At 36.9% G+C, this 23,013-nt stretch carries 20 protein-coding genes and 1 tRNA gene; 7 read left to right on the top strand and 14 right to left on the bottom strand.

Annotation, left to right across the window (positions count from 1 at the left end):
* Positions 1-16: 16 nt before the first annotated feature.
* The 3 genes from AC6CHH_RS09495 to xseA form a co-directional block, all read right to left on the bottom strand.
* Positions 17-2,776, bottom strand: a complete 2,760-nt coding sequence (locus tag AC6CHH_RS09495) for a TonB-dependent receptor (RefSeq protein WP_498282170.1) — start codon at positions 2,774-2,776, stop codon at positions 17-19.
* Positions 2,777-2,936: 160 nt separating this feature from the next.
* The gene (gene xseB / locus AC6CHH_RS09490) at positions 2,937-3,158 is read right to left on the bottom strand and encodes an exodeoxyribonuclease VII small subunit (RefSeq protein ID WP_498282168.1); all 222 of its coding nucleotides are present in this window, start codon (positions 3,156-3,158) and stop codon (positions 2,937-2,939) included.
* Positions 3,148-4,440, bottom strand: a complete 1,293-nt coding sequence (xseA, locus tag AC6CHH_RS09485) for an exodeoxyribonuclease VII large subunit (RefSeq protein WP_498282166.1) — start codon at positions 4,438-4,440, stop codon at positions 3,148-3,150. The genes xseB and xseA overlap by 11 nt, the downstream gene beginning before the upstream one ends.
* 86 nt (positions 4,441-4,526) lie before the next feature.
* Between xseA and AC6CHH_RS09480 the strand changes: the two genes are divergently transcribed.
* Both AC6CHH_RS09480 and AC6CHH_RS09475 read left to right on the top strand, forming a co-directional pair.
* On the top strand, positions 4,527-6,257 hold the full coding sequence (locus tag AC6CHH_RS09480) for a serine hydrolase domain-containing protein (RefSeq protein ID WP_498282164.1): 1,731 nt from the start codon (positions 4,527-4,529) through the stop codon (positions 6,255-6,257).
* Positions 6,257-7,417 carry a dipeptidase gene (locus tag AC6CHH_RS09475; protein ID WP_498282162.1) on the top strand — a complete coding sequence of 387 codons (1,161 nt, stop codon included), beginning with the start codon at positions 6,257-6,259 and terminating at the stop codon, positions 7,415-7,417. The genes AC6CHH_RS09480 and AC6CHH_RS09475 overlap by 1 nt, the downstream gene beginning before the upstream one ends.
* Before the next feature lie 11 nt (positions 7,418-7,428).
* Here AC6CHH_RS09475 and AC6CHH_RS09470 read toward each other — a convergent pair whose 3' ends face one another.
* Entirely contained in the window at positions 7,429-8,055 is a 627-nt protein-coding gene (locus AC6CHH_RS09470) for a DUF8845 family protein (RefSeq protein ID WP_498282160.1), read from the bottom strand.
* Complete coding sequence (locus tag AC6CHH_RS09465; RefSeq protein ID WP_498282158.1) at positions 8,055-8,561, bottom strand: RNA polymerase sigma factor; 507 nt, start codon at positions 8,559-8,561, stop codon at positions 8,055-8,057. Before AC6CHH_RS09465 ends, AC6CHH_RS09470 begins: the two co-directional genes overlap by 1 nt.
* Positions 8,562-8,630: 69 nt before the next feature.
* Between AC6CHH_RS09465 and radA the strand changes: the two genes are divergently transcribed.
* Positions 8,631-10,049 carry a DNA repair protein RadA gene (radA, locus tag AC6CHH_RS09460; RefSeq protein ID WP_498282156.1) on the top strand — a complete coding sequence of 473 codons (1,419 nt, stop codon included), beginning with the start codon at positions 8,631-8,633 and terminating at the stop codon, positions 10,047-10,049.
* Positions 10,050-10,214: 165 nt separating this feature from the next.
* Here radA and AC6CHH_RS09455 read toward each other — a convergent pair whose 3' ends face one another.
* The 4 genes from AC6CHH_RS09455 to AC6CHH_RS09440 all read right to left on the bottom strand — a co-directional run bounded on the left by AC6CHH_RS09455 (position 10,215) and on the right by AC6CHH_RS09440 (position 13,318).
* Positions 10,215-11,342, bottom strand: coding sequence for a redoxin domain-containing protein (locus tag AC6CHH_RS09455; RefSeq protein WP_498282154.1), 1,128 nt, complete (start codon positions 11,340-11,342; stop codon positions 10,215-10,217).
* A 41-nt stretch (positions 11,343-11,383) separates the two neighbouring features.
* The gene (locus tag AC6CHH_RS09450) at positions 11,384-12,217 is read right to left on the bottom strand and encodes a TPM domain-containing protein (RefSeq protein WP_498282152.1); all 834 of its coding nucleotides are present in this window, start codon (positions 12,215-12,217) and stop codon (positions 11,384-11,386) included.
* A 7-nt stretch (positions 12,218-12,224) separates the two neighbouring features.
* Complete coding sequence (locus AC6CHH_RS09445) at positions 12,225-12,659, bottom strand: TPM domain-containing protein (protein ID WP_498282150.1); 435 nt, start codon at positions 12,657-12,659, stop codon at positions 12,225-12,227.
* Positions 12,660-12,739: 80 nt separating this feature from the next.
* Positions 12,740-13,318 carry a LemA family protein gene (locus AC6CHH_RS09440; protein WP_498282148.1) on the bottom strand — a complete coding sequence of 193 codons (579 nt, stop codon included), beginning with the start codon at positions 13,316-13,318 and terminating at the stop codon, positions 12,740-12,742.
* 317 nt (positions 13,319-13,635) lie between these two features.
* On the opposite strand from AC6CHH_RS09440, the gene AC6CHH_RS09435 reads away from it, so the two are divergent.
* Both AC6CHH_RS09435 and AC6CHH_RS09430 read left to right on the top strand, forming a co-directional pair.
* Complete coding sequence (locus tag AC6CHH_RS09435; RefSeq protein ID WP_498282146.1) at positions 13,636-15,177, top strand: NAD(P)/FAD-dependent oxidoreductase; 1,542 nt, start codon at positions 13,636-13,638, stop codon at positions 15,175-15,177.
* Between the two features lie 87 nt (positions 15,178-15,264).
* Positions 15,265-15,337 (top strand) — tRNA-Gly (locus AC6CHH_RS09430).
* 65 nt (positions 15,338-15,402) lie between these two features.
* On the opposite strand, the gene AC6CHH_RS09425 is transcribed toward AC6CHH_RS09430, so the two are convergent.
* The 4 genes from AC6CHH_RS09425 to sufB all read right to left on the bottom strand — a co-directional run bounded on the left by AC6CHH_RS09425 (position 15,403) and on the right by sufB (position 20,450).
* Complete coding sequence (locus AC6CHH_RS09425) at positions 15,403-16,644, bottom strand: MFS transporter (RefSeq protein WP_498282144.1); 1,242 nt, start codon at positions 16,642-16,644, stop codon at positions 15,403-15,405.
* A gap of 217 nt (positions 16,645-16,861) precedes the next feature.
* Entirely contained in the window at positions 16,862-18,169 is a 1,308-nt protein-coding gene (sufD, locus tag AC6CHH_RS09420) for a Fe-S cluster assembly protein SufD (protein WP_498282142.1), read from the bottom strand.
* Positions 18,170-18,216: 47 nt separating this feature from the next.
* Complete coding sequence (gene sufC, locus AC6CHH_RS09415; RefSeq protein ID WP_498282140.1) at positions 18,217-18,975, bottom strand: Fe-S cluster assembly ATPase SufC; 759 nt, start codon at positions 18,973-18,975, stop codon at positions 18,217-18,219.
* Positions 18,976-18,998: 23 nt separating this feature from the next.
* Positions 18,999-20,450, bottom strand: coding sequence for a Fe-S cluster assembly protein SufB (gene sufB / locus AC6CHH_RS09410; protein WP_498282138.1), 1,452 nt, complete (start codon positions 20,448-20,450; stop codon positions 18,999-19,001).
* Between the two features lie 326 nt (positions 20,451-20,776).
* Between sufB and AC6CHH_RS09405 the strand changes: the two genes are divergently transcribed.
* Positions 20,777-21,247 carry an Lrp/AsnC family transcriptional regulator gene (locus tag AC6CHH_RS09405; RefSeq protein WP_498282136.1) on the top strand — a complete coding sequence of 157 codons (471 nt, stop codon included), beginning with the start codon at positions 20,777-20,779 and terminating at the stop codon, positions 21,245-21,247.
* Between the two features lie 7 nt (positions 21,248-21,254).
* Positions 21,255-22,319 carry a DUF6695 family protein gene (locus AC6CHH_RS09400; protein WP_498282134.1) on the top strand — a complete coding sequence of 355 codons (1,065 nt, stop codon included), beginning with the start codon at positions 21,255-21,257 and terminating at the stop codon, positions 22,317-22,319.
* A gap of 1 nt (position 22,320) precedes the next feature.
* On the opposite strand, the gene ung is transcribed toward AC6CHH_RS09400, so the two are convergent.
* Entirely contained in the window at positions 22,321-22,992 is a 672-nt protein-coding gene (gene ung, locus AC6CHH_RS09395) for a uracil-DNA glycosylase (protein WP_498282132.1), read from the bottom strand.
* Between the last annotated feature and the right edge of the window lie 21 nt (positions 22,993-23,013).

Raw genomic sequence — 23,013 nt, 5'->3', positions numbered from 1 at the left:
ACTATATATTGAGTAATTAAATTTTAATATTTATTTCCATCCCAAAATAAGGCGCATCTTGCGCCTGATCATTCCGATAATATCGATTTCCATATAATGTATAGTTGGGTTTGTATACAAATAATCGGTTGACGAACATAGCTACTCGAATTTTATCTTTAATAACTTTAGTTGCTTTAATATTCATCAGTAAATCAATCGGACTAGTGTGTTTTCTATATAAATTCGGATCTATTTTAAGATCAAAATTCCGTAATACTGGGTCTTCTCGATCCTGTTGAGTATATGGTTTGTACTGACCTTGTATATCGAAATACCCAATAGGCAAGTCCTCTCTAACTAATCTTTGATTTGATTTGAACCAGAGGCTTTGTAAGCTAACTGATATATTTAAGCCAAGTTTCGGAAGATAAGAATCTCCTGTTAGATTTGTGTTGAACGTTTCATTGTGTCCGCCACTATTTTCATCAGCATACATGGCTAGATATTGCCTAAACTTCCCATCTGAAAGAACATTTGTGAGGGTACTATACACGGGTTCAGAATTCCGATTAAAGCTCTTGAACCATGCACCATTGATTGTAAATCTAGTATTGATTCCTTGAATTCTCTTGGATGAAAATTGGTACTCTATACCCTGTTTATTCATGGAACTGCCGTTCCCTATTTGATTATAGCTGTGGTATTCAGCTTGGTCCTCATAACCAAACTCCGAAATTTCGGGGGCCTTGGTTATCGTATTGGGATCAACCGAGCTCAGATCATATTTACGAAAGTCGATAATCTGGTAAATATTCGAGCTTCTGAATCCATTATTCATTTTTTCATTAAAATAGGTAATAGAAAAGAAATTTCCTTCCAGATCAAAATGAGCACCCAACTCCCATTTCTTGTTTTTTGAAGGCTGAATAACATAATTACTTGGGTCCGTTATAATTGTCCTTCCCCAAGCCAAGCGGTAATTAGGATTATTATGGTAATAACTTAATTCTGGGCGATCAAGATAATGAAGGTTGGGGTATAAATAATTTTGTGTTGGATTCAAAATTTGTAAACCAAACCCTCCAGATATATTTGTTTTCAACTTTTTTCCGAATACATTCACCGACCCCAAATATAACTTACCATTATACCTTGGTTCCATATAGAGTTTGTTTGCAATATTAAATTTCGAATCTAAATTGGCGAGCATATAAGACCTAAAACCTACGCTATTCTCGAATAATAATCCAGCAATTTTAACAAAAAACTTATCTTCAGCAAAAATAGAAATAGTGTTCATGGAGGGTATTTGAGAAAAATCCCTTGGTCTTGCGTTTATATTTGCAGAAATGGGTCTATCCAAATCATAATTTTGACCTGTCCCCAAATTTTTTGCGAATGCATATTCTACTCCTAATTTGATCTGATGTTTTACCCCGAGCAACACACTCCAATTGGTCAAAAATTTTGCACGGATATCAATCGGCTTGTCATCCACTTTCATATAGCCAACATAGGTTGGGATAGAAAAGTCGGCTTGATGACTTCCAGGAGTCAAAGAGTTCATCAAAATTGATCCAGTGCTAGCCTGTACTAACTTCTCAATTTCAAGCTGGTTGTCATTATAATTCAAGTTAAACGATAACGATGCATTTCTGAGTCCGTTTCCCGATTTGGTACGATAAAATTTAAAATTATTTCCCACACCCAAAAAACGCTTATTATTTTTATAACTATCCGTGGATTGGAAATCATTATCGGGATCCATCCGCTCATCATCCAATGTCGTATTAAACTCTATTTGATGAGCCCAAACGAATCGATAATTCTTATTTCCCCAAGATTTCTCCCCTCGAATGGAGGTATTTATTCTCTTAAACTGATTAAAAATATCCGTTATATCGCTATTTGACAAGAGGTAAGCCGCATCTACATTCAACGTATAGTTTTTTAAGTCAAACCCTTTACCTAAACTAAACAATTTACTATAACCATCTGCTTTGATTCTAGCTGACCACGGTTCATAGCCTTTAATTCGCTCAATTAACACGACACCACTTGTTAAATTACCATATTCAGCAGACGGGATACCTCGTATAATTTCAACACTTTCAATATTATCCGTGCTAATGCCACGCATATCAACGCCAATATTCGATATACCGCGATTCCGATGCATCGTATTTTCGCTAAGCCCAAAGCCACTAACAGGATCAATCAACGATTGCGAATTTAAAATCATTCCATCCACATTAAACATCGTCCCCAAAGCATGTGGAGAATAGGTCGAGTTTTGATCTGCCGAACGCAAATTGATGCCATTTACCACTCCCAAATTAGGGTTCGCAGTTCTTCCTCCAGGTAGTAACTCCAATATATCCGTAAAACTTGATGGCTGTAAATGCTGCATCGCTTGACGATTAATTAGTGAACTACTGCCCATATTTTTGGATTCTCTTGCCGTCACATATACCTGTTCAATAATAATTTGTGCCTCGTTAAAGGAAATATCGATAGATCTATTTTTATCCAGTTTATAGGTTCTAACGATGGGTTTAAAAGAAATATGAGAAAATTTAATTTTGTAGGTATCAGCGGGTAAATGTTGAATTTCAAAATAGCCTTGGTCATCACTTAAACTATAGTATGCCGAATTGTTTAATACCTCAATATTAACATTGGATAAAGGCAATCCATCTGCATCTTTAACGAATCCAGAAATTGAATAAAACTGTGCAATTAAACCAAGCGGCAAAAGAACAGATACAATCAGTGAGTAAAGGTATTTTATCAAGCTGTAATAAGACTAATTCTAAACAGTGCAAAATAACGCAAAATTTTTTAGTTTATTAATTTTGAATCACAAATAAATCGAATTCATTATTTTACTCGCGTAATCTATTCTTCAATGGTCTTAAGAAAATATACCAGATGCGTGTCCAAAAGGGAATAATTTACTCTGCTTCTTCTCGGTCTTTCTCCTGTTCAAGTTTCTGCAATAGTTTCTCTACTTCTGCTTCTGAGTCAGTTAACTTTGCTTTACATATTGCCAAAAGTGCAGTTGCCCTATTAATCTTTAGCGTCAGTTCATCTACAGCAACATCACCAGACTCAATTTCAGAGACTATTTCTTGTAATTCTTCAAAAGCTTCCTTATAGCTATATTTATTTTCCATTTTTCGTTTCAATTTTTGACTCTAAAGGGTTGACTTGTTTTACCTCTGACAAGAACACACCGTCTTCTATTTGTATTTCTAATAGGTCACCAAGGGTGATTTGCCTTAAATTACGAATGGACTTCCCGTTGAGCCGAACAACAGCGAAACCTTTTTTTAATAAATGAATTGGATTTACCAAATTTAGCACCCTTTCTACATGTTGTAATTCTAAATAACTTTCCTTTAGAACCTGTCTGCTGTATCGTTGCAAATTAAATTGTATACTATTGAGTCCCGATTTCTCTCTGAGCAAGAACGTCTTACTGTTCCAAGAAATTGCTGAAACCATCTGACCTAGTTTGCGGGTTTGTTCATCAAATGTTTTCCGTGCAGCTCGCACTATTCGCTCTTGAGAAAGATCTAATGGAATAGCGAAATTATGAAATTTCTGCAATAGAAAGTCAGCAAGTTCACTTGGAGTTATGGCATTTTTATAAGCAACCATTTCACTGACAGTCTCATTTGTAGAATGGCCTATTCCGGTCAAAACGGGAATAGGAAAGATGGCAATCGCTTTGGCGAGCAAATAGTTATTGTAAGCGGTTAACCCAACATCACCCCCTCCACCACGGATAATAGAGACAGCATCATAATTTTCTATATGATTTGCAATGACCTCTAACTGCTTAATAATAGATAGAACAGACTTATCCCCCTGTAATAAGGCAGGATATAATGTGTATTCAAGTTTATACCCCCATGGATTTCCTTGAATGATCTTTAAAAAATCGGATAATCCCTTACTTGTTTCTACTGAAATTATGGCTAATCTTTTAGGAACAAGTGCTAAGTCTAAATTTTTATTTGCGTGGAAAAGACCCTCTTCTTGGAGCCTCTGTATACTAGCACGCTTTTCTTTTTCAAGTTCTCCCAGTACAAACGTTGGATCTATATCTACTATCTTTAAACTAAATCCATAGAGAGGATCATAAGTGATCGCGGCCTGGAAAAGCATCGTTATACCCTCGCGTAGGGGTTCTCCCAAAACGTCCAAAAATTGCTTGTTTATGCGCTGATAATCCGCTTTCCATAAAATGGATCGCATTTCAGCTAAAATTTTACCTTCTTTTTTTTCCAATAATTCAGGATAACAGTGACCCGAATGCGTATAAAAGTTTAGCTTATTCATTTCAGCCTTAATCCAATACAGACTTTTATAACGCTCAGTTATAGTCTTTTGTATACTACGCGAAACCTCTAAAAGTGTAAAAATCGTTTTATTGTCCAATAATTCAGGCATAGATCAAATATACTGAATATTTACACGTTGGACATGCGTTTTTGTGCGTTTTATTTGTAGTTTTACATAGTTAAAGCCAAATCATTATGAATCGTACAGTCAATTTAATAGTAATATTATTCTTATTTCTGGTTACATCTGCAACAGCACAATTTAAACAAGTGCTCACCAACAAAACCCGATTAGTCCAAAACAAAAACGAGATTATTCCACTTACAAGATTGGACAAGCATAAGATTGCAGTAGTAACAGTTGACAACCAAAAGTTCGCCCCGTTTATCAAACAGCTACAACGGTATGCCCCGGTGGAAAGCTTCACTTTCGATCAATATGATGAGCATACTAAATTTTATAATACAATCATCATCGCCGCTGGTAGCAAAAACTTGAGACCCGATTATCTTTCAATGATTTTGCAATCTGCGGTAAACAACAAACAGGTTATATTGTGTCAATTCGGAGAAGAAAATAAATTTTCTCAACTGGGATTTCAAAGATCTAACTTAGCGCCTTATTTATCCTTACTCTCAAGTCCTGATATCACACAGCAGGGTCAAGAAAATATGGGTATGTCCATTTTTGCAGGACTGGGAATAACTGAGGGAGAAAATAAAACCACCCAAACTCGCCTACAATATACGCATGGCAAACAGTCCGGTTTAGACATTGAAAACCTGACCAAACAGATTGATGCTATAGCTTTAGATGCTATCGAAAACCATGCTGCACCTGGAATGATGATAATGGCCATAAAAAATGGTCAAGTGATTTTTGAAAAGGCCTATGGCTATCACACCTACGAGAAGAAACAAAAAAACACTATTGAGGATATTTATGACTTAGCCTCCATTAGCAAAATTGCGGGGACGACTCCCGTAATTATGCATTTACAGGAAAATAACGTCATCAATTTAGACAGTACCATGGGATATTATCTTTGGCAAGCCAAAGAAAGTAACAAAGCAGATATCCCTTTACGATCTGTCCTTCTGCATGAGGCAGGTTTTACACCCTTTATACCATTTTACAGAAATTTAAAACCAGGAGATGTTGTCCATTCAAAAGACGAAGCACATCAAATTCAACTTGCCGATAACGCCTATTTGAAGAACAATTATTATCAAGAAATAATGTGGCCAGCTATGCTTGAATCGAAGGTGAAACCTATTGGCAACTATGTTTATTCAGATATCAGCATGTATGTTATGAAAGAAATCGCCGAACATGAGACGTCAACACCAATTCAAGACTATATTCAACAAATTCTTTATAAGCCCATCGGCATGAAAACTGCAGGTTATAACCCAAGAGAAAGATTCGAAAAAAAACGCATGGTTCCTACGCAAAATGATACCGTATTTCGTAAGACTCTCCTAGAAGGTTTTGTGCATGATGAGGGAGCAGCTATGGCAGCAGGAGTAGCAGGTCATGCTGGTTTATTTGCCAGTGCTAATGATTTAGCAATTTATGGTCAACTGTTACTGAATCGTGGTAAATATGGGGGAGTTCGTTATTTTAAACCAGAAACAGTCGATCTATTTACTTCCAAACAGTCGGAAAGCAGTCGTCGCGGTCTTGGGTTTGATCGTTACGAGGAGAAACCAAACTCAGAGTATCCCTCAAAATTAGCGAATCCTTCAGTATTTGGTCATACGGGTTATACAGGTACCTGTATATGGATTGACCCCAAAAATCAGTTTATATATATATTTCTTTCCAACAGAGTTCACCCCCAGGTTAGTACAAAACTATATGAGCTCAATGTAAGAAGCCGAATACAAGATTTACTTTATCAGACAATAAATAATCAGAAATAATGAGAGTCTTCTACATAATAATCCTTTTATTTTCGGTGCCTTCCATTCATACTTTTGCACAGGACTACAAACAGATTCATCAAAACATGATTGTTGTAGATGGCCATAACGATGTTATTTATGAAAGCATATTGCCAGGAAAAGACATTTCCAAACGACTCACGACAGGACATACTGATTTACCCAGATTACAACAGGGAGGGGTAGATGTTCAAGTATTTGCCGTTTGGTCAGACGACAAAAAATGGAAAGAAAATGCGTTCAAGCATGCCAATGATCAAATAGATGCCCTTTTAGAACTTATTAACAAAAATCAAGATAAAATTGAACTCGCAAAAAGTAGCGAAGATATCCATCGGATCGAAAAACAAGGCAAAATAGCGGCTATTATTGGGATTGAGGGAGGAAATATGATTGAAGAAAGTTTAGATAACCTAGAAAGTTTATATGCTCGTGGAGCAAGATACCTTACACTTACCTGGAATTACAACTTACCTTGGGCAACTGCAGCGGCACAAGAAGTAAAAACAAAAGGCTCAAAAGGCAAAGGCTTGACTACCAAAGGGAAACAGATAATAAAGAAAATGAATGATTTGGGTATGATGGTGGATCTATCTCATGCAGGAAAGCAAACATTCTACGACGTTTTAGAAATCAGTACTAAGCCCGTTTTAGTTTCTCACAGTAATGCAGCTCATTTAACCCCACATTACCGAAATTTGGACGACCAACAATTAGTAGCACTCAAAAAAAACAAGGGGGTAATAGGTGTAAACTTTTATTCAGAGTTTCTGGATTCCGATTACACAAAAAGAGTAAAAGATTTGTACGAACAGGACCATAAGGCAGAGAAGGATTCAAAACAGCTCTCAACGGGTATGATGTACAGCCGATTAAGCTTGGATAAAAAGAATAAAGCCAATGTACCTATAGTAAATTTACTAGATCATATCGACTACCTTGTGGGTAAAGTCGGGATCGATCATGTAGCTATTGGCTCAGATTATGATGGAATTGAATCTCCCCCGCAAGGACTTGAAGATGTCTCAAAACTGCCTGTACTGACACAACAACTGTTAGGAAGAGGCTATAGTCAGCAAGATATCGCGAAGATTATGGGTTTAAACTTTTTGAGGATTTTAAAGGAAAATGAAAATTAACCTATCCTATATTATTCCTGATCCTCCAAACGTTGCAAATCCTCGTAATTCACCTCAAGCTTATTCACTAAGCGTATATAGAGCAGTTTATAATATCGTTTGATTAGACTAATCAACAGCCAGCCGACAAGAAATAATATCCCGCTTAAGAATACAATGTATAAAATAACTTGTGCAAAATTCCAAGTGCTTATATCTGTGTTTAAAAACCGAGAAATTCCTGATAATGCAAGTGAATAAATAATTATATAGATATTAAATTTGATGTAATCGCCTACTGTTTTTCGAGTCGCAATAATGTTATTAATTAAAACCGTAGTGCTATTTGTGTTCTTTATCTGCTTGTAGGCTTTAAAAAAACAGTAAATAAAATAAAAGGTTACAAAATAAAGAAGTACATCAACTAATTCAGAAAAAAAACGGAGTGCCCCAGGATTAGTTTCTATATCCGCATCATAAAAGTAAACGTATACATTTAAACAAATTCCTAGAAATAGTTCAATCAAACTAATAATAAAAATCCACTTTACGAGCGATGAAGAGCTTTTATGTAGCATTTCTCTAATTTCATCCGGTTTATATTTTGGAAAATCTTGGTCTTTTTGCCAATGTTTTTTTAATAAGTCTATACCGTCCATTATATAACCCCTTTCTTTTTTAACATTTCTTTTAATTTCTTCTTTATACGATTCATTTTTACTCTTGCGTTCACTTCAGAGATTCCCAATGTTTCAGCAATTTCCACATATTCTTTATCTTCCAAATACATGTAGACAAGGGCTTTATCGACATCCGAGAGCAAACGAACTGATTCATATAAATACTTAAGTTGCTCCTCCTCATTCGAATTGTATTCCTCATAACGAATATTGAGAAAAGATGGATCCATTTCTACCGTTGAAATTTTGCTTCTATTTCCTCTAAACAATGAAATAGCAGTGTTCAATGAAACTCTATAAGCCCATGTGGAAAATTTTGAGTCTCCTTTAAACTTTGGGTAAGATTTCCATAACTGGATAACCATTTCCTGAAATAAATCCTGATGCGAGTCCGAATCAGCGGTATATAGCTTACATATTTTATGGAGAATATTTTGATTTTCCTCCAATAGGCTCACAAATTCTATTTCTAGTTTAAGATTCATCTGTAAATATAAGTCGGTAATAATAAGGTAATGTTACAACATCTGAATACATTTTTCTAATTTAGCTCAATGGCAAAATCAAAATCAGCATATTTCTGTCAATCCTGTGGTTATGAATCACCAAAATGGCTCGGTCAATGTCCTTCATGCAAACAGTGGAATTCCTTGGTTGAGGAGGTCGTGGAGAAGGCTTCTTCTAGGATCCCGCAGTGGAGGAGTTTAACAAATTCTTTGTCTGGGGAAAGCAAGAGGGTAAATAAGGCTGCTATCATTCATGAAATTGTATATACAGAGGAACAGCGTATTCACACACCAGACCAAGAATTTAACCGGGTTCTAGGTGGAGGAATTGTTCCGGGTTCATTGGTTTTAATTGGAGGAGAACCGGGAATTGGGAAATCTACTCTGATGCTTCAATTAGCCTTATCGATTCCAAAAATCAAGACCTTATATATTTCGGGAGAGGAAAGCGAACAGCAAATAAAAATGCGAGCAGAAAGATTATCCCAAAGCTCAAATGCAAACTGCTTTATCCTGACAGAAACTTCCATGCAAAATATTTTCAAACAAATAGAACAAGTCAAACCAGATTTGGTGGTCATTGATTCCATTCAAACTTTACATACGGACCAAATCGAATCTTCTCCAGGTTCCGTATCACAAGTACGAGAATGCACTGCAGAACTGCTTAGATTTGCTAAAGAGACTAACACTCCTGTTTGTATAGTTGGTCACATTACTAAAGATGGGGCAATTGCTGGCCCGAAGGTACTAGAACACATGGTGGATACTGTATTACAGTTTGAAGGCGATAGAAACCACGTTTATCGTATCATAAGAGCTGTTAAAAACAGGTTTGGTTCTTCTTCTGAATTGGGTATTTATGAAATGCAAGGCAATGGTTTGCGAGAGGTCACGAATCCCTCAGAGATCATGTTATCACAAAGAGAGGAGCCTGTTAGTGGAATTGCGGTTGCCGCAATGTTAGAAGGGATGAGACCGATTATGATAGAAGTCCAGGCCTTAGTCTCCAATTCCGCTTATGGAACACCTCAAAGAAGCTCCACTGGATTTGATACCAAACGTTTAAATATGCTCCTTGCTGTTCTAGAAAAGAGATTCGGTTTTAGGCTAAGTACACTTGATGTCTTTTTGAACATTGCTGGTGGATTAAAAGTAGAGGATCCTGCAATAGATCTAGCCGTGATAGCCGCACTTATTTCCTCCCAACAAGATATCCCATTATCCTCAACCATTACCTTTGCCGGAGAGGTTGGTCTATCTGGAGAAATAAGAGCAGTAAACAGGATTGAACAACGAATTCAAGAAGCGGAGAAACTCGGATTCACACAAATTTTTATTTCGAAATACAATACGAAAGGATTAGAGATTAAAAAACATGCAATACTAGTTCGACCTGTAGCAACTTTGGAAGATATTTTCAGAATTTTACAGAACGAACACTCGCCGATTTCATCCAACTCTTAACCGGATCCCAATAACGATCAGGAAATAAGTATTGGTATAATCCAGAAAACACTTTTAAAAGCAAGAGAGTTCTTTTTACGATGGCTTTTAATTCCGAAATGGAGTATTAAAAAAGGGGAATTAAGTCTGAACTTAATTCCCCTTTTTAGATTCCACGAAAGTATATTATTTTATAATTTCAGCGAGTTTTGCCTCCAAGGCCGCGCCGCGAAGATTTGAAGCGATGATTTTTCCATCAGGACCTATTAAAAAGTTCTGAGGAATTCCTTTAATTCCATAAAGATCTACAACCTCAGATTGCCAGAATTTCAAATCTGAAACATGAGACCATTGCCCTAATTTATCATCAGCAATCGCTTGAATCCAATCCTGTTTTCCACTCTCACGATCTAATGATACACCAAATATTGTGAAATTTTTGTCTTTAAATTTATTATAAGCAGCAACTACTGTCGGATTCTCTTGCCTACACGGCCCACACCAGCTAGCCCAAAAATCTATCAATACATATTTACCACGTAACGAAGATAATTTAACAATATTTCCAGCAGTATCTGGCAATGCAATTTCGGGCGCCAGGGCTCCCACTGCCACTTTTTTAAGTGTTTCTATCTGCACAGATAAGGCTTTCCCCTTAGCTGAATTTTTCAGAGCTGCAGGCATTTTATCGAATGCAGGTACAATTACATCCATTACATTGTCAGAAGAGACCATATCTTGTAAAAGATTTAAACTAATGAAACTATTTGGATTGCTTTTTACATAATCGGCATCAATCTTCTTCTGTTGGTCAAAAAGTTCATTTGCTTTACCCTGCAATTTACCACGAAAAGTCTCATCCTGTTGTTGTTCAGGAGTAGCTGCTCTAAATTCCTGATTCAACAACGCAAATTGATCAGTGACTTCCTTCAACGTTTCTTTGTATTTAGCATAATCATTATTAATTGCATTCCCAGAGACAGTTGCCGATTTTAAACTATCTCCTTTAACATTAATAATTCCTTTTGCTAAATATACGGTAGTCATATCAGGTGCCTGAAGCTCTCTAATTGATTTCCCTTCCGGAGAAAGTATCAATTGAGCCTCTGTTGGCTCAGCCACAACACCATTATAGGTGAATTGTCCTTTTTCAATAGCAGCAGAATCCAAATGACGCTGACCGCCCTCCTGATAAATTAAAAACACTTTTGCAGGAGCCTGCAAATTTTTAAGAGATCCCTTTATAGAGAAGTCCTCCTGAGCTAATACCAAAGAAGGTATTGCTGCAAGTACACAAAATAGTATCTTTTTCATTCTCATTTTTTTTATAATTAATATACCACAAACCATTCCAATTACCATCTTCCACTTGCACCACCGCCACCAAATCCACCGCCGCCGAAGCCACCGAAGCCACCGCCACCGAAGCCACCACCGCTTCCGCCGCCAAATCCACCACCAAAGCCGCCATCACCGTCACCACCTCGTCCTAAGGAATTCAAGAGCGTCCACCAAAATAAATCTGAGGATCCTCTACCTCCCATCACTCGGCCTCCTCCATTCTTTCCACCTCCGCCACTTTTGGATATGACTGAAATGATGACAATCACAATGATAACAATAAAGATGATGGGGATACCCCCTCCGTCTTTCGAATTACCACCTTTTTTATCTGCTTTATACTCTCCTTTAGTGAAAGAAACTAATGCATCAATGCCATTATTAATTCCAGAATAATAATCACCTTGTTTAAAAAATGGTTTTATTTCGTTCTCTATAATACGGTAAGCAATAGCATCGGGGACTGATCCTTCAATACCATACCCCGTACGGATGGTAACGGCACGATCACCCAGAGCAACTAACAAAAGAATACCGTTATTATATTTTTTATTTCCTATCGCCCATTTTTGAGCCAATCTATCACCATAATCTGCTATATCATATTCTCCTGTTGAGTTCATGACAACAACAGCGATCTGAATGCTAGTAGAATCCTCAAAAGCTAGCAATTTCTGCTCCAAGGCTTGTTGTTGACTGATATTAAGCGTTTGAGTAAAATCATTCACCAATTTATTAGGAGTTTCAGGGAACTCCTGAGCGATGGCCAATACTTGAAAAAATAATCCTACAAACAAAAAGAAAAATATCTTTTTTGAAGTGTTTAACAATTCCAAAGTTCTTTGCATATAATTATTATTTGCCAAAATAAATATCGTTAGGAAGTTCATTTACATCATCTTCTTTTCGCGGAAAAAAATTGGAGAGTTGACTTCCTGCGTTTTCGATACCTGCTATTAAACCATGCACAAAATCACCCTCTTTAAAATACCCCAACATCTCTTCCTTGGTTGTTTCCCAAAAATTTTCAGTCACCTTTTCATTAATGCCTGAATCACCTATAATGGCAAACTGATGATCGTCCACGGCCAGGTATATCAACACACCATTTCGTAGATTCGTTTTATGCATTTTAAGCTTTTCAAAATAGAACTTAGCCTGATTATACACATCATATCCCTTATGCAAATGGCGTTCAACAACTAATCTTATTTCACCCGAGGTTTGATTTTCAGCAAGGCTAATCGCCTGGACAACCTTCTCCTGTTCTTCTTGATTGAATATTTCCATTTTCTAAAAAAAGAAAAGATGAACATTGTTGGAACACCTACAACATTCATCTTTTATTGGTTAACTTATATTAAACACAATTAAAATTGGACTGTTGGAGCTTTATCGGAACCTTCAGTTGCTTTAAATGTACCTTTTTGTTTAAATCCAAAAATACCTGCCATGATGTTATTGGGAAAACTACGTACAGTTGTATTGTATTCTTGAACGGCCTCATTAAATGCTCTTCGTTCGACAGATATACGGTTTTCAGTACCTTCTAATTGCGCTTGTAATTCTTGGAAGTTGGCATTTGCTTTTAGATCTGGGTAAGCCTCAACGCTAACCAATAAACGCCCAATAGATTGGGAAAGGGCATTTTGAGTTTGCTCATAGTTTGCAATTGCCTCATCGCTAAGATTGGAAGGATCTACAGTGACTGATGTTGCCTTAGCTCTTGCCTCCGTTACTGCCGTTAAAGTTCCTTGTTCATGTTGAGCAGCACCTTTTACCGTGTTTACTAAATTAGGAACCAAATCAGCTCTTCGCTGATAAGCATTTTCAACTTGAGCCCATTTCCCTTTCACGTTCTCGTCTTGAGACACCATTGTGTTATACCCACAAGAACTGAAAGAAAGCGCAGTTACTAAACCTACAAATACGATTAATAATCTTTTCATATGTACCTTTTTAATCTTATAATTTTTAAAATTAAGAAATTGTTTTCACAAAACAGCTATTTCAAAAGAGATACCAAATTTGCGCTTACTGTAATTTTGTCAGACCTCTCCCGAACACTCAGTTTTAGCTATTAGCGGGAATTGGGCTAAATTTGAGCCGTATTTCTTATCAACAAAAACATCCATGTTCGAATCATGGTTCATAATATTCCTCTAATAATACCTTCACATGGTTAATTTGTTACCTTTGTGCCTAACTCCAGTAGCTTTTACACTAGGGGGTAAATCGGATGTTTTTTTAAAGACTTAACGTAATTATGCAAAAAGAGATAGAAATCGCGCTAAGCCCTGAAAATATTCAGGATGACGAGCATATTTTAAACGAAGGATCCAAAAAACTACGTATCCCATTAAATCGTATTACAGGTTTTCACGTCCGTAAGCGTTCTATTGATGCCCGCGGGAAACAAGTTCTTTTCCGTCTTCGAATTGTTTATTTTATTGATGAGCCCATCCAAAAACCTTCCTTTTATTCAAAAATAAAAGACATTTCTGATGCAGAACCTGTCATTATTATAGGTGCTGGGCCTGCCGGATTGTTTGCGGCCTACAAATGCTTGGAGCGTGGGTTAAAACCAATCATTTTAGAACGTGGAAAAAACGTACAAGAGCGTAGAAGAGATTTAGCAAAAATAAACCGAGAAGGCCTAATTAACCCAGAATCAAATTATTGTTATGGCGAAGGAGGTGCCGGAACCTATTCCGATGGGAAATTATACACTCGATCCAATAAAAGAGGTGATGTGCAACACGTCTTGTCCATATTTGTTGAACATGGTGCAACTGAAGACATCCTAGTTGATGCGAGACCACATATCGGTACAAATAAGCTACCACACATTATCCAGAGTATCCGAGAACGCATTCTGTCCTGTGGTGGTCAAGTTCATTTTGAGACAAAAGTTGTTGACATCTTAGAACAATTCGGCAAAATAGAAGGAGTAAAAACGGAAAATGGGCTGACTATAAAGGCAAAACATGTTGTTTTAGCCACAGGGCATTCAGCCAGAGATATTTTCGAACTCTTTCGGCTCAAGGGATGGCACCTAGAGGCTAAACCTTTCGCTTTAGGTGTACGCATTGAGCACCCTCAATCCGTCATAGACCAGATTCAATACCATTGTTCAGATCGTCCAGAAAATCTCCCTCCTGCCTATTACAGTCTGATAGAACAAATAGACAATCGGGGCGTATTTTCATTTTGTATGTGCCCTGGAGGTATAATTGCACCTTGTGCTACGGATTTCGGCGAAATAGTAGTCAATGGTTGGTCACCATCAAAACGGAATAATCCGCATGCAAACTCCGGGACTGTAATTCAAATAAATATGCAAGATGTCCCAGATGCGCAAATCAATCCATTTGCCTTACTTGATTTTCAACGTTCCATAGAACAGCAAGCTTTCAAATTGGGTGGAGGAAATTTAATCGCACCGGCACAAAGAATGGTCGATTTTGTCCAAAATAAGGTTTCAACAGACTTACCTTTAAATTCCTACAAACCCGGCACCAGGTCAACAGATTTAAGAGAGGTTCTTCCAAAATTTGTGTACCAAGCGTTGAAAGGAGCCTTACCTTTGTTTGGCCAGAAAATGAAGGGCTATTATACCAATGAGGCCATATTAGTGGGAGTAGAGTCCAGGACCTCTTCCCCAATTCGTATACCTCGCGATAAAGATAGTTTTCAACACCCACAAATTTCAGGATTATATCCATGCGCTGAAGGGGCTGGTTACGCAGGAGGGATTGTCTCGGCGGCAATTGATGGAATGAATTGTGTTGATGCCATAAAAATTTAATTTCACAGGAATTAGACAATTAATTTCAATTATATCCAAAAAATATTGACAAAAAGCACATATAATTGTATTTTTGTAACACGTCAAGCGAAAGTAGCTCAGTTGGTAGAGCACAACCTTGCCAAGGTTGGGGTCGCGAGTTCGAATCTCGTCTTTCGCTCTTAAGCTTTCATATCCTGAAAGCTTAATTCATTTTAGAATCCACCGCTAAAGAAATGGATTAGATCAACTTTTATTTGACGGAGCCTTTGGTTTGAGGTTGCCCAAATTCATCAACTCGGGAGTTAGAAACGAGATAATTCCAACCAATACTACCAATAAACCGGCCATAATAAAGGCCACAGCTACTCCGATTTGATCCGCAATTGCTCCGGCAAACAACAACCCAATTAAACTAGGAATAATTGCAAAACTAAAATAGAGAGAGAAAACTCTCCCCAGCAATTCGGGAGCAATCTCTTCTTGAATAATAGTCATAAAGGCAGCAGAATAAATAGACATTGCCATCCCACCAATACCCGTTAAAATGACAAAAAGGATAAACCACGATGGAGGGAGTATTCCTGAGATCATAAAGGTAGTTCCTAGTAAAATATGCATTAAATTAATCAGAACTATTTTGCGAAGGCCTAATTTAAAAATGCTCAAAATTGATCCACCAACGAGCATTCCTACTCCCCAGATAATCTCAATTATACTCATCTCAAATTCGGCACCACCAAAATGATCTATGGTTAACAGAGGGAACATTATGGCGACAGGCATAATTGCCACTGTTGCCACCACGGAATAACAAAACATCCAGAATATTCCTTTATTCTTGTAAATACCACCCAAACCTAGTCTAAGGTCATTCCAGACTTGTCTAATGGATCCAGCAACTTCGCTTTTTAAGTGAGGAATATGAATAAATAATAGACTAATAATAGCAAAAGCCGCACCTATTACATCCAAATACAAAACACGGTGTATCGGCAAACTGGCTATTGCTAAGGTTCCCAATGCTGGTCCGGCAATACTACTAACAGATTGAATAATTTGATTGGTCCCAGAAACCCTTAATAATTTATCCTGAGGAACAATTAAAGGAGCAATAGCTTGCATTGCCGGTTGATGAAATGCAGAACCAACTGATCTACAAGCCATCAACAAATACATCAGATTAAGATGCACGTCCCCATCCCTAAGGACGTAGGTCATCAAAAGTGTACACAAAGCGATAAAAGCGTCCGCAAAAATCATAATTTTCTTTCGATCCCATCGATCAATATAAACACCCGCAAAAGGGCCGATCAATGCTTGCGGTAGTAATCCGGAAATAGCTGCCAAAGCAAGGACTTCTGCGGATTTAAATTCTAAACTTAACCAAATTATGATAGCAAAGTTTACGGCAGAACTACTCATTAACGAGATAAATTGTCCCACCCATATAAAAATATAGGTTCTAAACCAGTTTTTGTTTTCCATGAAATTAAAAGATATCCATCAATAATCCTCTTCTAAGAACTATTTCGAGCTTAAATTAAGATCTAACCCGCAAAAAATGAAAGTTTCGCAAGTTAGAACATTACAAAATTAAATTATCTCAAGGGTAAAAGTAAAATAATAATCGAAACAAAGCCTGCCTTAAACACAAAAAGCGTTTAAGTGGTCACTTAAACGCTTTTATATTTAAACTACACTACTATTTTCGTTCTAGTCCCTTTGCCACTAAATCTTCAACAAAATTTCGTACGATCTGATTATTAAATCGAGAAGTAACATCAAAAGCAAATGCATGCACCAATAGAATCCGAGCGCTTTCTTCACCTATACCTCTTGCACGAAGATAGAATAGCGCCTCCTCATCAAATTGTCCCATTGTACAACCGTGTGAACATTTTACATCATCTGCAAAAATTTCAAGTTGGGGTTTAGTAAATACTGTTGACTTATCACCAATCAACATATTGTTATTTTGTTGAAATGCATTTGTTTTCTGAGCATCCTCACGAACGAAGATCTTCCCATTGAACACTGCTGCGGATTCCTCTTGAGGTATATTTTTATACCATTCGTAAGATTCACAATGCGCTTTCATGTGATCTACGACTGTATGATTGTCTACAAATTGGTTAGCAGAAAGCAAATTCACTCCATATAGATGCGATTCAACATTTTCAGCGTCCAAACGTACATTAATATCATTACGGACAAATGCAACCCCCGGGAAATTACAATTGTAATTATTGTATAAGCTATCCTTAGTTTGGTACACTTCTGTATGGCTAATATAATGACTGTTTTCTGAGGCAAGCTGCAAGTAATAATGTTGCAATTTTGAATTTTCCTCGAGAACAATTTCTGCCACCTTATTATTCAAATTAGAAACATGATCTCCCAAAGTAATAAAACTTTCAATAATTTCAGCTTGAGAATTAGGTGCCATAACATACAGATTCCTTGTTTGGGCAAAGAAGTCCTCTGTTCCTGTTGCAATATGAACTATTTGAATAGGTTTCGAAAGAATCTTGTTCTTTGCCACCTCCAAATAAATACCAGAGGTGTGAAGAGCTGTATTCAAAGCAACAAGACTACTCTCGGTTTTATCTGCATGTTTAGCAAAATGTTTTTGAAAGTTTGGTTCGTCCTGCGCCTCTTCAATAGGTTTAACAGTAAGCCCAATCTCGTCCTCCAAAGAAGAAAATGCTAAAACATATTGTCCGTTAATCAGAACAATGCGGTGCGCATCCAGCGAAGGGATATCTGCCGCACTCAAGTCTAAGTTTGCAACATCAATATCCTGATTCAACAGATATGTCTTGTTTACTAAATTTTGGATATTTGTATATTTCCAGTCCTCATTCTTAAGCGTTGGAAAACCCAACTTTTGGAAACGCTCGAAAGCCTCTTGTCTTAAAGACCTTACTGAAGCCGTTTCATTACTTGATTCCAATTCCTCAAAAGCCGAGGTCAATTGTTGGAATAAGGAGTTTGCTACCAATGTACTCATGTTATTTGTTATCAATCCGCTCATACCTTAATTATTTGTTTAACCAATTAGGCATTTTGCGTATCTAATTCTTTTAACCAGTCGTAACCTTTTTCTTCTAATTCTAATGCTAGTTCTTTTGGACCTGATTTAACGATCCGTCCATTATACAATACGTGAACAAAATCAGGTACAATATAATCTAATAAACGTTGATAATGGGTAATTACGACGAACGCATTGTCTTTTGAACGCAATTGGTTAACACCATTGGCTACGATACGCAATGCATCAATATCAAGACCCGAATCCGTCTCATCTAATATAGAAAGTTTAGGATTCAACATGGCAAGTTGAAAAATTTCATTTCGCTTTTTTTCACCACCAGAAAAACCTTCATTTAATGACCGATTCGCTAGGTTAGCTGAAAATTCAACCAATTTTTGCTTGTCCTTAACCATCTGCAAAAATTCTTTAGCCTCCATTGCAGGAAGGCCTTTATACTCGCGAATGTCGTTTACAGCTGTCCTCAAAAAGTTTATATTAGAAACTCCAGGAATTTCGACAGGGTATTGGAAGGCTAAGAACAGCCCTTCACGGGCGCGGTCCTCTGGAGAAAGGTCTAATAGATCAACACCGTCCATTGAAACTTCCCCTTCTGTAACGGCATAGCTATCACGTCCAGCCAACACATTTCCCAATGTACTTTTACCGGCACCATTTGGCCCCATGATTGCATGAATTTCTCCAGCTTTCACTTCTAAATTTAACCCTTTTAATATCTGTTTGTCTTCAATAGACGCATGTAAATTCTTAATGCTTAACATAATTTTTGTTACTTCTTTAATTACTAACCAACTGAACCTTCTAATGAAATCGCCAATAATTTCTGTGCTTCTACAGCAAATTCCATTGGCAATTGATTCAACACTTCCTTGGCATATCCGTTAACGATTAATCCTACAGCTTTTTCCGAATTGATACCTCGCTGGTTCAAATAAAAGATTTGATCTTCACCAATTTTTGAGGTAGTTGCCTCATGTTCTAATTTGGCTGTTTTGTTTTTATTTTCTATATATGGAAAAGTGTGGGCTCCACAACGATCTCCAATTAACAAACTATCACATTGCGTAAAGTTCCTCGCATTATCTGCGTTCGGGCCGATCTTCACTAATCCTCTATAACTATTGTGACTCTTTCCTGCGGAGATACCTTTAGAAATAATCTTTGAACGGGTATTTTTTCCTAGATGAATCATTTTTGTACCGGTATCTGCCACTTGCATATGACGAGTCATTGCCACAGAATAAAACTCTCCAACTGAATGATCGCCCTTTAAAATAACACCAGGATATTTCCAGGTAATTGCAGAACCTGTTTCAACTTGAGTCCAGGAAATTTTTGAATAATCACCCTTACAAATACCGCGTTTGGTTACAAAATTATAAATACCACCTTTACCCTCTTTATCTCCAGGATACCAGTTTTGAACCGTTGAGTATTTAATCTCAGCATTTCTCATCGCCACAAGTTCAACCACGGCCGCATGTAATTGATTTTCATCCCTTGATGGGGCAGTACATCCTTCTAGATAAGAAACATAAGAATCTTCCTCAGCTATAATCAGCGTACGTTCAAACTGACCTGTGTTTTGTGCATTTATCCGGAAATAAGTTGACAGTTCCATCGGACAATGTACGCCTTTAGGTATGTAAACAAATGATCCATCCGAAAAAACAGCTGAATTCAATGCCGCATATATATTGTCGGTTTGAGGCACTACTGTCCCTAAATATTGTTTAACCAGCTCAGGATGTTCCTGTACTGCTTCACCAAAAGAACAAAAAATCACTCCCTTTTCTTTCAATTTTTCACGAAATGTCGTTTTCACCGACACAGAATCAAATACTGCATCAACAGCAACAACACCCGCTAGAATCTTCTGTTCATCAAGTGGAATGCCCAATTTCTCAAAAGTCAGTAATAACTCAGGGTCGACCTCATCCATACTTCCCAATTGTTTTTTAGGCTTCGGGGCAGCATAGTAAGAAAGATCCTGAAAATCGACTTCTGGATTCTTGAAATTTTGCCAACTAGGCATTTTCATGTTCTGGAAATGACGGAATGCTTTTAGCCTCCATTCCAATAGCCATTCAGGCTCGTTCTTTTTCTTGGATATTAATCGAACGGTGTCTTCATTGAGCCCTTTAGGCGCAATTTCCATTTCGATATCCGTTGTAAAACCGTACTTATATTCTTCGAGCTCTAACTCTTTTAATAAATCGTCGTCTTTGGTGCTCATATCTTCCTCTTATTAACTAGGTAATCTACCTAATGAAATTGAATTGCAAAGTTACGACATAAAATGCATAAAACGGCCAATTAAACTAGGTTTGCAGGCTACTATTGATAATAAAAACCCACAAAAGTCATTTTCGACCCAATTTAGGCTATTTAGACCAAATATAAAATGACAATAACATGATATGTATAAGCAAAAACAATATATTACTACAGATGGTATAAGTTTTTATTATAATTTAGTTCAACAATTAAGTGTGAAATCTTATTGCATTTTGCCAAATAAAATTTCGTATATTTATGATTCTTTAATTTTATTGAAAACCTATGTCGTATCAACCAGATAAAACAGATTTAAAAATTTTAAAACTCCTGCAAGAAAATGGTCGGATAACAAACCTACAATTAGCAACAAATATTGGTCTTTCTCCTGCGCCAACCTTAGAACGCGTTAGAAAATTAGAAAATTCAGGATTTATAAAAAGTTACCATGCATTTGTAGATGAGGAAAAATTAGGCTTAGGAATCAAGTCATTTATTCAGATTTCGCTCGATTTTCACACCCACAATGCCATTCCGGAATTCGTAGAGGCCGTCCGTGCTATTCCTGAGGTCACCGAATGTCACCATGTAACTGGTAACTGCGATTTTATGTTGAAAGTATACGTTAAAGATATTAAAGCTTACGAGGCTGTTATAATGGAGAAAATTGCAAAAATTCCTTTTGTCAAGACTTTCCAAACAATGATGATTATGTCTACAAGCAAAAAAGAACCAATTGTACCATTAGAATACTAAATAATTTATGTCGCATAACGACTCTGCTATTATTTTAACTTGGCCTGAGGCTACAATACGTGGAGATGAAAAATGGATGATGTTTTTCAAGAAAATAGGGATTGTAAAAAACCTTAACTTCAAAATAGGGCATACAGGTATTGTAATAATCAACCATCAGAACGGTGAAATGCTTTTTTATGATTTTGGACGCTACATCACACCTAGAGGATATGGCAGAGCTAGATCAAAAGATTCTGATCCCTTATTGCGAATTGACATGAAGGCGGAAATTAAAGAAAACAAGATACAAAACCTCCAACAAATTATTGAAAACTTTGAAGAACTAAAATCTGCAATGTATGGCTCTGGTAGATTATTCTTCAGTATAGCCGAAAACATCGACTTCAAATTGGCAAAAGACTACGGAGATCAATGTGTTATCCAAGGAACCTATCCTTATGGAGCTGTAGCGAAAGGGAATAACAATTGTTCTCGTTTTATAACTAGAATGTTGATGAAGTCATCCAAAAAATATCACTTTTGGCATGGAATTAATCTTCCAGAAACCATTAAAGCTAGTCCCATCAGCAATGTGATTAATGCAAATAATAACCGCATGGTTTCAAGTTATTCCCCAGAACAGGGAATAAAAACATTTTACATGAGCCGCTGGAAATCATTCTTGTTTCTGTTGAAACAAATTGGATACAATACCGTAAGCTCAAAAGCTAACTTATTACCAGATGACAGCATTATTGGTGCTGTTAAATATGACTCAAAGCCAATCAATATACCACGAGAGGCCAAGTACCTAGGAGGAGTTTGTGCCGGAGCATGGTATTTTTTGAATCCAAGTAAAGATGCACAAATCGAAATTAGCAGATATACCAGTAAAGGTGTCTTAGAATATATTGTCCTAGGGGAGCCTGTATTCGAAATTGATTTTAATCAACCTTGGGAGATAACATACGACAGTCATCAGCTTGCTACTCATATTATCCAATTTGGTCAAAAAATTCACATTAAACATATTCAAAATCTCTCCAAAGAAGGGTATATACACAAAAATCTAATGGAAAGATACGCTTAACCTAGATCGACCAATTTATTGTTTGTTTGTTAAAAGAATCCAAATACAAATTTGTTTTGGAAAAATGTGAACATCCAAAAAAGCCTCGGTAAACTGAGAGTGGAGACGGATGAGCGGAGGTTAATAACAAGTGTTTATGAGCATCAATTAGTTTAGTTTTTTTAATGGCATAATTACCCCATAAAAGAAAAACTATGTGTTCGCAATTCTCAGATATACCCTGAATAACTGCATCTGTAAATTCTTCCCATCCCTTTCTTTGATGAGAACCAGCCTGGTGTGCTCTCACGGTCAAGCTGGCGTTTAACAGTAAAACCCCTTGTTGAGCCCAACTGGTTAAATCACCATGGTTAGGTATGCGGAATCCCGGGATATCATTTTGCAACTCTTTAAAAATATTTCGCAAACTAGGAGGTGTGACAATCCCCTTTGGAACTGAGAAAGCGAGACCATGGGCTTGTCCCTGATCATGGTATGGATCTTGTCCAAGAATAACCACTTTTAGCTGATTCAAAGGAGTAAGCTTAAACGCATTGAAAACTTCATCGTTTCTTGGATAAACTTGGTATAGAGTACGTTCTTGATCCAAGAATTTCGAAAGATTTTTCATTCGTTGATCTTCAAAAAGAGGAGCAAGTATAACATTCCAAGAAGGATCAATTTGATTAATCATAACTTTTTGATTAAAATTTTA

The organism is Sphingobacterium sp. GQ94 (assembly GCF_059758715.1).
The sequence above is the reverse complement of the archived record's forward strand: the minus strand, read 5'-3'. Positions and strand labels throughout refer to the sequence as shown.

Bases quoted from the DNA above. Each gene is read 5' to 3' on its own strand.
- AC6CHH_RS09470 (WP_498282160.1), bottom strand. From the start codon at position 8,055: ATGGACGGTATAGACTTATTAAAAAAACATTGGCAAAAAGACCAAGAT.
- sufB (WP_498282138.1), bottom strand. From the start codon at position 20,450: ATGAGCACCAAAGACGACGATTTATTAAAAGAGTTAGAGCTCGAAGAA.
- AC6CHH_RS09445 (WP_498282150.1), bottom strand. From the start codon at position 12,659: ATGGAAATATTCAATCAAGAAGAACAGGAGAAGGTTGTCCAGGCGATT.
- AC6CHH_RS09475 (WP_498282162.1), top strand. From the start codon at position 6,257: ATGAGAGTCTTCTACATAATAATCCTTTTATTTTCGGTGCCTTCCATT.
- AC6CHH_RS09455 (WP_498282154.1), bottom strand. From the start codon at position 11,342: ATGAAAAAGATACTATTTTGTGTACTTGCAGCAATACCTTCTTTGGTA.
- xseB (WP_498282168.1), bottom strand. From the start codon at position 3,158: ATGGAAAATAAATATAGCTATAAGGAAGCTTTTGAAGAATTACAAGAA.
- sufC (WP_498282140.1), bottom strand. From the start codon at position 18,975: ATGTTAAGCATTAAGAATTTACATGCGTCTATTGAAGACAAACAGATA.
- AC6CHH_RS09465 (WP_498282158.1), bottom strand. From the start codon at position 8,561: ATGAATCTTAAACTAGAAATAGAATTTGTGAGCCTATTGGAGGAAAAT.
- ung (WP_498282132.1), bottom strand. From the start codon at position 22,992: ATGATTAATCAAATTGATCCTTCTTGGAATGTTATACTTGCTCCTCTT.
- AC6CHH_RS09425 (WP_498282144.1), bottom strand. From the start codon at position 16,644: ATGGAAAACAAAAACTGGTTTAGAACCTATATTTTTATATGGGTGGGA.
- AC6CHH_RS09435 (WP_498282146.1), top strand. From the start codon at position 13,636: ATGCAAAAAGAGATAGAAATCGCGCTAAGCCCTGAAAATATTCAGGAT.
- radA (WP_498282156.1), top strand. From the start codon at position 8,631: ATGGCAAAATCAAAATCAGCATATTTCTGTCAATCCTGTGGTTATGAA.
- AC6CHH_RS09450 (WP_498282152.1), bottom strand. From the start codon at position 12,217: ATGCAAAGAACTTTGGAATTGTTAAACACTTCAAAAAAGATATTTTTC.
- AC6CHH_RS09440 (WP_498282148.1), bottom strand. From the start codon at position 13,318: ATGAAAAGATTATTAATCGTATTTGTAGGTTTAGTAACTGCGCTTTCT.
- AC6CHH_RS09405 (WP_498282136.1), top strand. From the start codon at position 20,777: ATGTCGTATCAACCAGATAAAACAGATTTAAAAATTTTAAAACTCCTG.
- AC6CHH_RS09400 (WP_498282134.1), top strand. From the start codon at position 21,255: ATGTCGCATAACGACTCTGCTATTATTTTAACTTGGCCTGAGGCTACA.
- xseA (WP_498282166.1), bottom strand. From the start codon at position 4,440: ATGCCTGAATTATTGGACAATAAAACGATTTTTACACTTTTAGAGGTT.
- sufD (WP_498282142.1), bottom strand. From the start codon at position 18,169: ATGAGTACATTGGTAGCAAACTCCTTATTCCAACAATTGACCTCGGCT.
- AC6CHH_RS09480 (WP_498282164.1), top strand. From the start codon at position 4,527: ATGAATCGTACAGTCAATTTAATAGTAATATTATTCTTATTTCTGGTT.